Genomic DNA, 8,009 nt, shown 5'->3' with positions numbered 1-8,009 from the left:
ATGAAGTGCCAGCGCACGGACGATTGCGACCCGTTGCTTTTGCCCACCGGATAATTGCCGTGGATAAGCGTCCGCGTAATCTTCCAGCCCCACTCGTTTCAAAAGTGCCAGGCCTTCTTGCTTTGCCGCCTCTTTGGCTTGTTTTTGAACCTTGGTCGGCCCAAGTAAAATATTATCCAGGACCGACAAATTTGGAAATAGGTCATAGCTTTGAAATACCATCCCGATCTTTTGGCGAATTTGCTGCCAATTCTTTTCGGTGGGAACGATTTGCTTTCCCTCAAAGGTAATCGTTCCTTGCTGGTATTCCTCAAGACCGTTCAAACAGCGAATCAGCGTACTCTTACCCGATCCCGACGGTCCCAGCAACGTGACAACTTCTCCTTTTTCAACGTGGAAATTAATATCATGTAACACGTGCTTTTTTTGATAGAACTTTTCTAAATGTTCAACTTGTAAAATCTGCTCAGCCATTTGCCCGCTCCAATCTCTTCTTCTCTAACCGTTTTGCCCACCATGATAGCGGATAATCAATCAAAAAATAGAATAGAAATATCAATCCGTAGACCCAAAAGACGCCGGTCGGATGGGAATGGTTGTTGGCCTCAATAATTTGTTGGCCAATATTAATCACGTCCATGACCGAAATCAGCATCAACAGCGAAGTGGTCTTGATGACCCGGGTTGCCAAATTAATGGTTGCCGGAATCTCCAGACTCATCGCTTGGGGAATTAACACGTAGCGGTAAAGCTGGTACCGATTGAGCCCGATGGCTTTGCCCGATTCCCGTTGATGCTTGGGGACTGAAATTAAAGCGCCACGGACAATGTCACTCATTTCAGCAGCGACCCACAACGCAAAAACCAAGGTCGCCAACTGATCTGCCGGTAAGTTAAAGTTTAGTTGGCGGGGTAAGATGTAGTAGAACAAAAATAGCAGAACAACCGTTGGGACGATCCGGAAAAATTCCAAGTAGAGCCGTAACAAAACCCGCAGCGGCCGGTTCTTAAACGTTCGCAAAACACCTAGAATAATTCCCAGTATTAAGCCAAAAATCAACGCGACTCCGGCTATTTTAACTGTTACCCAGAGTCCGCCAAGCAACCGTTGAAAATTGGTTCCTTCAAATAACACACTAATTCCCGAATGAGCCATAGCGAACCCTCTTTTCTAGTAAAGTCAAAATAATCGACAACGGAATTAAAATGATGGCATAAGCGACAACCAGCACAAACAGATACTCGTTGGAACGGTAATACATTCCAATCAAATCCAGGGCAGTGTTGGTCAGTTCCGGAATCGCAATCACTGTAAAAATCGACGTTTCCTTGATTAAGAAAATGATGTTAGCCGCCATCGCCGGAACGCTAAGCGAAAAGCCCTGCGGAAAGACAATGTATCTCGCCAGCTGAAAGCCGCTGAGCCCAATTGCCTTGCCGGACTCCAATTGCCCCTTGGACACACCATTGAAGCCACCGGTAAATCCCTCAGCCATGTAACTGCCGCCAAGAAAGATCAGGCCAATGATGCCACAGAGCTCTGCACCAAGTTTAATGCCAATCACCGGAAAGGCATAGTACAGGAAGAATAACTGAATCAATAACGGCGTATTTCGTGATACTTCGACATAAATCGACGCGATCTGATGCAAAATCGGCACTTTGAAGTATTGAAGCAGACTAACAATCAGTCCAACAATAATCGAGCCAACGATCCCAATTAGGGATAGCCACAACGTTAGGACAAAGCCTTTTTCAAACATTGGCAGACTCTGTTGGATAATAGTCCAGCTGCTCATTAACAATCATCTCCCTCACAAGTTTAGTTAACAGTCATTACACAAAAAAGTCCCCGACAACCAGACTCGCTGGTTATCAGGGACGTATTACCGTGGTTCCACCCTTTTTCGCACTTCAGTCAAACAACCAAAATGCCTCGTTTGGAATACATATTTAAGCTGAAACACACAACTCCGAGCGCACTTTCGGAAAACACCTGCCCGCCCTTTCACTTACAGCGGTCGCTTTAATCAGGCATTAACTTACTCTTCTCTTCAACATTGTGACATTCAAATAATGACTGTCAATCGATTACCTAATAATGTAAAGGTTAATTCGCTAAAAGTCAACTATTATTACTAACAAATATTTAGTGCAGCATAAATCCTTGTTTGCGAATCACGTCAACCAATTCTGCCCGCCGGCCGTGACCGGCAGCTAATTCGGAAACTATGTGATGACTGAAGGTTTCCGTTCTGTCGTTTGAGCTTCGATGCTTATAGTATGCCGCTACCAGAGCATCATAACTTGCTAACTGCTGATCAAAGTTTTCGTCTGAACCATATTGATTGCGAAAATGAAACATTTCTTTTGGCAGCCTTGGTTTTAATTCCGGTTCATCGGCGGGATAGCCCAGTGCAATTCCCAGTAGTGGAAATGTCAGCTCCGGTAAGTTCAATAACTCAATCATTTTTTGAGAATCGTTTAAAATGCTCCCCATGATTGTGCCGCCAAGCCCCATGCTTTCGGCTGCCACCATGATATTTTCCGTAGCGATTGCGGTATCAAAGACACTGGCAAGAAACTTATCCATTGAATGAAGGATGAACGGATCGCTGTCATGCGCTTTGGCAATTCGCAAGTTTCGATGTTGGTCGGCCACCATCACGAAGTAGTGGCCAGCGTTCATCAACCAATGATGTCCGCTGATCCGACCAATTTCTTTAAGGATCTTTGGATCTGTGACACTAATAATTGAATATTGCTGCGAAAAGGTGCTGGTCGAGGCATGTTGGGCAGCATCCACCAAAACAGCAACCTGTTCATTCGTAAGTGGCTTGTTTTGAAAGTTGCGAATACTTCTGTGCTGAGTTAATTGCTCAATGATTTGATTGGTCAAAAGTGGCATCTCCTAAACTATTATGTGGCTAACTATTTGATAGTGATTCTAAATTGGGGCTTTAATTATAATGTGAAAAGTGGCATGATGAAGTTATCAATACAGGCAATACTTTTGATTTACATTTTAAGTACGAAGGTATAGAATTAATTTCGTTAGATAATAATGATTATAAACTACAAAGCAGGTGATTCGATGGCGAAGAAAAGATCGCTCTCACAAAAGATTAACGTTCTAAGGGCTTCCGTAATGGGTGCCAACGATGGTATCGTCTCAGTTGCCGGGATCGTTATTGGTGTTGCCGGAGCTACTTCGAGTAATTTTGCTATTTTTATTTCAGGAATTTCCGGTATGCTGGCCGGAACGGTTTCAATGGCAATGGGTGAATGGGTATCCGTCAACACCCAAAAAGATTCACAGCGCCATGCAATCAGCCTTCAAAAAGCGGCCCTCAATTCCGCGTATGACAATGAATTTAACACGGTTCAACATAAGTTGATGGGTGATGGCATTTCATCGGATCTCGCCAAACAAGCGACCTCTGAAATGATGAGTAAAGACCCGGTCAAGACGACCGTTCGCCAAAAATACGGGTTTAACGTTGGTGAATACACCAACCCGTTATCAGCAGCAATTGCCTCAATGATTTCATTTCCAACAGGGTCAATTCTACCACTTTTAGCCATCACTTTGTTCCCCAGGGCGATCCGAATTCCCGCAACGTTTATTGCGGTGATTATCGCACTGGCGATTACCGGATATACTGCCGCTCAACTAGGGAACGCCAATAAAGTTCGTGGCATGATTCGAAATATCGTTTCAGGTGTCTTGACGATGCTTGTGACCTATACAATCGGAACATTAATTGGATCCTGATCATTCAAAAGAGAGTAGAGGGGAGCAAAAAGTATGGTAAGCGTTCGTTCTAAGAAGAAAAAAGACGGCCAAACAATGGACGAAAAGCTCAATACGCTGCGTGCCGGCGTGTTGGGTTCCAATGATGGTATTTTAACCGTTGTTGGTGTCCTATTTAGTGTTGCGGTTGCAACAACCAATCAATTTACAATTTTCATTGCCGGATTATCTGACCTATTGGCCTGTGCTTTTTCAATGGCATCGGGCGAGTACGCATCCGTTAGTACCCAAAAAGATACCGAACAATCGGTCGTCGAAAAAGAAAAAGCCTTACTCAAAACTAATTATGAAGATCAATTGAACGTCGTTTCAGACTACTACGTTGATCAAGGGGTTACCAAACAAACTGCGGATAAGATTGCCAAAGATTTAATGAGCAAAAAGCCTTTGGAAACCATTGTCAATGTCAAGTATGATCTGCAGCTCGGACATTATATGAACCCCTGGGACGCAGCTTTCTCATCGTTATTTTCAGCTGCTGCCGGTGGTATTTTCCCACTTGTGGCGATGACTGTAACGCCTGTTGCATTTCAGTGGCCGGCTACTATCCTGGCCGTCTGCCTATCAGTTGGCATCACCGGATTTTTGAGCGCCCGCTTAGGAAATGGTTTGGTCAAAACAGCCATTATCAGAAACATTATTGTCGGCATTATCACCATGATCATTCACTATTCAGTTGGTATGCTGCTGGCTGTTTAAAACAATTCAATCATGTGAATACGAGAAGCGACTTCATGGAAGCCGCTTTTTTTGTATAAAAATCTGCTCATATCAAGAACGGGGTGACAGCCATCACCTCTCCGGTATCCCCTCATACAACTGCGCCAGATGCTTGGCGTCAACTTCGGGAATGTTGTACAAATAGGTTGGGGCAGCTTCCTGCATGATGGAATGAGGACTATCGCTGTGTTCAAGTCCCAAGTCATGACCCAGTTCGTGCATTGCCACACTCACCTGTTCGTTAACGGAATCATAGTGTGCTTGTTTCATCGAATCAATAATCAGGTAGCTCTTATTTTGATGAACAAATAACGGTATCCCGTCCACATGGCCAAATTCTTCTCTTGTATAACCGACAACGCCGCCAGCGATGTTCTCAACGGTCCCACCGCCTTCATGATAGGACGTCTTCACACTCAAAATAATGTCAGCTTGACTAGAATTCCCTGCTGGTATCAGATTAACCACATCAACGGCATTCCACGCCTTAATTGCCCGCATCCAAGCTTGTCGATAATGGCCAGGCGTCGTCTCAGTAATGTGATAAGAGATTGTCTTGGTTGACCAATGGAAATTTGTTTTTGGACTATAGGCGGGCGTCGTGGTTGTATCCACTTGCTCCGTTGGCATGTTGTTTTCGTCAATCACGGCCGGCGATAAACTCGTTGAAAATCCAACTAGCCAAATGATTAGGCTGATCAAGAATGCGCCAATTGACAGCCAGATTACGCGTTGAATGAAATTTTTGCTGAATAATTCGTTCATTTCTATTGTTCACCCAACTTCCATATTTGACAGGTTAAGCATAGCACATCGCCGATTGTAAGGGGCTTTCATCATATTCAACTTCGAAAAAGAAGGGCCATTTTTAGCACTCTCAACATTCGAGTGCTAAATGCTGGCATTCATTTCAAAACTGATTATTATAGAAGATGAAAGGTAACAGAGGAGCGAAAAAGTGAAGCGTTGTTCCGACATTACCTGATCATAATTAATTCGAAAATAAGGAGATCGATATTATGGCAAATGAATTAATGAATCGTTTCGACTTGGATCCGTTCTTTGATCGTATGGCACATCGTTTCTTCAGCCCTTCGGATTTTGATAAGGACTACGAGAACTTTGGTAGCCTTAAGACAGACATTAACGAAACTGATAAAAACTATTCATTAAAGATTGATGTTCCCGGTGTTGATAAAAACAATATTCATTTGAATTACCAAGATGGTGTATTGTCCTTGAACATTAACCAAGAGCACACCAGCGAACAAAAAGATGAAAACGGCAAGGTCATTGCCAGCGAACGTAGCCACGGTGTCATGTCACGCAGCTATTCATTACCGGGTGTTGACCGTGACAATATCTCAGCTCACATCGACAACGGTGTTTTGAACGTTACATTACCAAAAGTAACCGAGAGTGAAGACAAGTCAGGAAATATTGATATTCAGTAAAAATTTGATTGGGGGAACGTGACGCAACAATCATGTTTTACCACCTTTGACGCTTATTAATTTACATTATTAATAAACAAAAAGGAGATTGGTATTATGGCAAATGAATTAATGAATCGTTTCGCAATGGATCCGTTCTTTGATACTTTGGCACGTCGCTTCTTTAGCCCAGCTGATGCAGATAATGACTACATGGCAACGGGTGATTTGAAAACCGACATTACCGAAAACGACAAGAACTACGTCATGAAAGTCGATGTCCCTGGTGTTGATAAGAACAATATCCACTTGGCATATCAACATGGCGATCTGGCATTAAGCATTGACCAAGAAAATGATTCCGAAAAAAAGGATGAACAAGGTCGAGTTGTTGCCAGCGAACGTCGTCATGGCGTCATGTCACGAACTTACGAATTGCCTGGTGTTGACCGCGATCACATTTCAGCCCAAATGAATGACGGCGTCTTAACTGTAACGTTGCCAAAGGCTGCAGATAGTCAGCAAGACAGTGGCCAAATCGAGATTCAATAATCAGATGCTATGATATAACAAAAGCGATCACTTCGAAAGTTTGTTTCGAGTTGAACGATTTTAGTATTGCGATTTTGCAGAAAAGTGTGCCACAAAGCAGTAACTTGCACCTAAGGGGACTGCTGGGAAAATCAAACTCGATTTTTCCAGAAGCCCCCTCCCTGTTTAGTGCATTACTTTTATCTAGCTGAAACGTGCCTCAAACGGCTGATCCCTGCCATTTAAGGCGAACAAGTCATCATTCCAAACCCGGGAATAATAGATTCTTTCTGCCACTTTGCTAAAACCTGCTCCACAAAGCAGCAACTTGCACCTAAGGAGACTTTGGGAAAAATCAAACTCGATTTCCCCCAAAGTCTCCTTAGGCTCCAGTTGCTAAGCGCTTTGTTCCGCACTCTCTAATCCAAATGCGCCGAATTTTGCAACTGGATCATATCATAATAAAAGCCGTGCTTCTGCAGCAATTCATCATTGGTTCCCCGCTCAACGATTCTTCCTGACTCAAGGACCAGGATCAAATCCGCGTTTTGGATCGTCGACAATCTGTGGGCAATCGCAATCGTTGTTCTTCCCTCTTGGAGCTTAGCCAATCCGGCTTGAATTACCTGCTCTGTTTCCGTATCAATATTTGCGGTCGCCTCATCCAGAATTAGAATTTTGGGATCCGTCACCAGCGTTCGGGCAAATGAGATTAACTGTCGTTGACCACTGGAATAGCTGGCCCCACGCTCAATGACCCGAGAATTATATTGATCCGGTAAGTCTTCAATAAATTGATCTGCCTGAACGAACCGCGCCGCTTCTCGAACCTCTTCGTCCGTGACTTCTTGATTAAACATTCGAATATTTGAGGCCACCGTCCCATAAAACATAAACGGCTCTTGCAAAACCAAGCCCATTTTTTTGCGTAACTCCTGAATCGAATAGTCACGAATGTCTCGGTCATCGATCAGGATTTCACCGGAACCAAATTCATAAAAGCGCATCAAGATATTAATCATAGACGTCTTTCCACTCCCGGTTTCACCAACCAGCGCGACTGTCTGCCCCGGCTCTGCCACAAAGGAAATATCGTGGAGGACATCGTTTTTGCCGTCATATGAAAATGTGACGTGTTTAAATTCGATCTTGCCTTCCGTAATTCGGGCATCCGGGTCGACGTGCTGCTTCGGTTCATCGGTTTGATCATCCATAATCTTAAGCACCCGTGATCCGGCAACCACACCATCTTGAAAGTCACTCAATCGGTCCATCATTTCAGACATTGGGTTGTAGAAATTGGACAGATAAGTAATGAACGCATAAATAATTCCGGCGGCCACGTAACCATGAAGACCCCGAATACCAAACATCCCCAACGCCAGAACAGTGCCCAATGCGTAGAACAGATTAATAATTGGGTTTAACAGCAATGAGTTAATTCGAATCATCGCCCGCCGGGTGTCATAGTACTGATCATTTGTATCGCTAAACTCTTCGTTAATCCGCTT

At 43.8% G+C, this 8,009-nt stretch carries 10 protein-coding genes; 4 read left to right on the top strand and 6 right to left on the bottom strand.

Annotation, left to right across the window (positions count from 1 at the left end; all coding sequences use genetic code 11):
- From AB3112_RS06080 to AB3112_RS06065, 4 genes are all read right to left on the bottom strand, one after another.
- Nucleotides 1-474, bottom strand: a 474-nt coding sequence (locus tag AB3112_RS06080; RefSeq protein ID WP_367334112.1) for an amino acid ABC transporter ATP-binding protein, incomplete at its 3' end; no start/stop codon positions are given.
- Nucleotides 467-1,156: an amino acid ABC transporter permease gene (locus AB3112_RS06075; RefSeq protein WP_057910813.1), complete on the bottom strand. Its 690-nt coding sequence runs from the start codon at nt 1,154-1,156 to the stop codon at nt 467-469. The genes AB3112_RS06075 and AB3112_RS06080, both read right to left, overlap by 8 nt.
- Nucleotides 1,137-1,799, bottom strand: a complete 663-nt coding sequence (locus AB3112_RS06070) for an amino acid ABC transporter permease (protein ID WP_057910814.1) — start codon at nt 1,797-1,799, stop codon at nt 1,137-1,139. Before AB3112_RS06070 ends, AB3112_RS06075 begins: the two co-directional genes overlap by 20 nt.
- A gap of 350 nt (nt 1,800-2,149) precedes the next feature.
- Complete coding sequence (locus tag AB3112_RS06065; protein ID WP_367334111.1) at nt 2,150-2,908, bottom strand: NADPH-dependent oxidoreductase; 759 nt, start codon at nt 2,906-2,908, stop codon at nt 2,150-2,152.
- Between the two features lie 186 nt (nt 2,909-3,094).
- On the opposite strand from AB3112_RS06065, the gene AB3112_RS06060 reads away from it, so the two are divergent.
- Nucleotides 3,095-3,775 (top strand): VIT family protein, encoded by a 681-nt coding sequence (locus tag AB3112_RS06060; RefSeq protein ID WP_084973455.1) that lies wholly within the window; start codon nt 3,095-3,097, stop codon nt 3,773-3,775.
- A 33-nt stretch (nt 3,776-3,808) separates the two neighbouring features.
- Entirely contained in the window at nt 3,809-4,513 is a 705-nt protein-coding gene (locus tag AB3112_RS06055; protein ID WP_057910817.1) for a VIT family protein, read from the top strand.
- A 93-nt stretch (nt 4,514-4,606) separates the two neighbouring features.
- On the opposite strand, the gene AB3112_RS06050 is transcribed toward AB3112_RS06055, so the two are convergent.
- Complete coding sequence (locus AB3112_RS06050) at nt 4,607-5,299, bottom strand: matrixin family metalloprotease (protein WP_084973457.1); 693 nt, start codon at nt 5,297-5,299, stop codon at nt 4,607-4,609.
- A 254-nt stretch (nt 5,300-5,553) separates the two neighbouring features.
- Between AB3112_RS06050 and AB3112_RS06045 the strand changes: the two genes are divergently transcribed.
- Nucleotides 5,554-5,988: an Hsp20/alpha crystallin family protein gene (locus AB3112_RS06045; RefSeq protein WP_084973458.1), complete on the top strand. Its 435-nt coding sequence runs from the start codon at nt 5,554-5,556 to the stop codon at nt 5,986-5,988.
- Nucleotides 5,989-6,084: 96 nt separating this feature from the next.
- Nucleotides 6,085-6,519 carry an Hsp20/alpha crystallin family protein gene (locus tag AB3112_RS06040; protein WP_084973460.1) on the top strand — a complete coding sequence of 145 codons (435 nt, stop codon included), beginning with the start codon at nt 6,085-6,087 and terminating at the stop codon, nt 6,517-6,519.
- 398 nt (nt 6,520-6,917) lie between these two features.
- Here AB3112_RS06040 and AB3112_RS06035 read toward each other — a convergent pair.
- A partial coding sequence (locus AB3112_RS06035; protein ID WP_367334110.1) for an ABC transporter ATP-binding protein occupies nt 6,918-8,009 on the bottom strand: 1,092 nt, incomplete at its 5' end.

This window comes from Lentilactobacillus sp. (assembly GCF_040773105.1).
In the GTDB taxonomy this organism is placed as follows: Bacteria; Bacillota; Bacilli; order Lactobacillales; family Lactobacillaceae; genus Lentilactobacillus; species Lentilactobacillus parabuchneri.
The sequence above is the reverse complement of the archived record's forward strand: the minus strand, read 5'-3'. Positions and strand labels throughout refer to the sequence as shown.

What these genes read in the sequence shown, in the direction of transcription:
- AB3112_RS06065 (WP_367334111.1), bottom strand. Translation starts at nt 2,908, where the DNA reads ATGCCACTTTTGACCAATCAAATCATTGAGCAATTAACTCAGCACAGA.
- AB3112_RS06050 (WP_084973457.1), bottom strand. Translation starts at nt 5,299, where the DNA reads ATGAACGAATTATTCAGCAAAAATTTCATTCAACGCGTAATCTGGCTG.
- AB3112_RS06075 (WP_057910813.1), bottom strand. Translation starts at nt 1,156, where the DNA reads ATGGCTCATTCGGGAATTAGTGTGTTATTTGAAGGAACCAATTTTCAA.
- AB3112_RS06040 (WP_084973460.1), top strand. Translation starts at nt 6,085, where the DNA reads ATGGCAAATGAATTAATGAATCGTTTCGCAATGGATCCGTTCTTTGAT.
- AB3112_RS06045 (WP_084973458.1), top strand. Translation starts at nt 5,554, where the DNA reads ATGGCAAATGAATTAATGAATCGTTTCGACTTGGATCCGTTCTTTGAT.
- AB3112_RS06060 (WP_084973455.1), top strand. Translation starts at nt 3,095, where the DNA reads ATGGCGAAGAAAAGATCGCTCTCACAAAAGATTAACGTTCTAAGGGCT.
- AB3112_RS06055 (WP_057910817.1), top strand. Translation starts at nt 3,809, where the DNA reads ATGGTAAGCGTTCGTTCTAAGAAGAAAAAAGACGGCCAAACAATGGAC.
- AB3112_RS06070 (WP_057910814.1), bottom strand. Translation starts at nt 1,799, where the DNA reads ATGAGCAGCTGGACTATTATCCAACAGAGTCTGCCAATGTTTGAAAAA.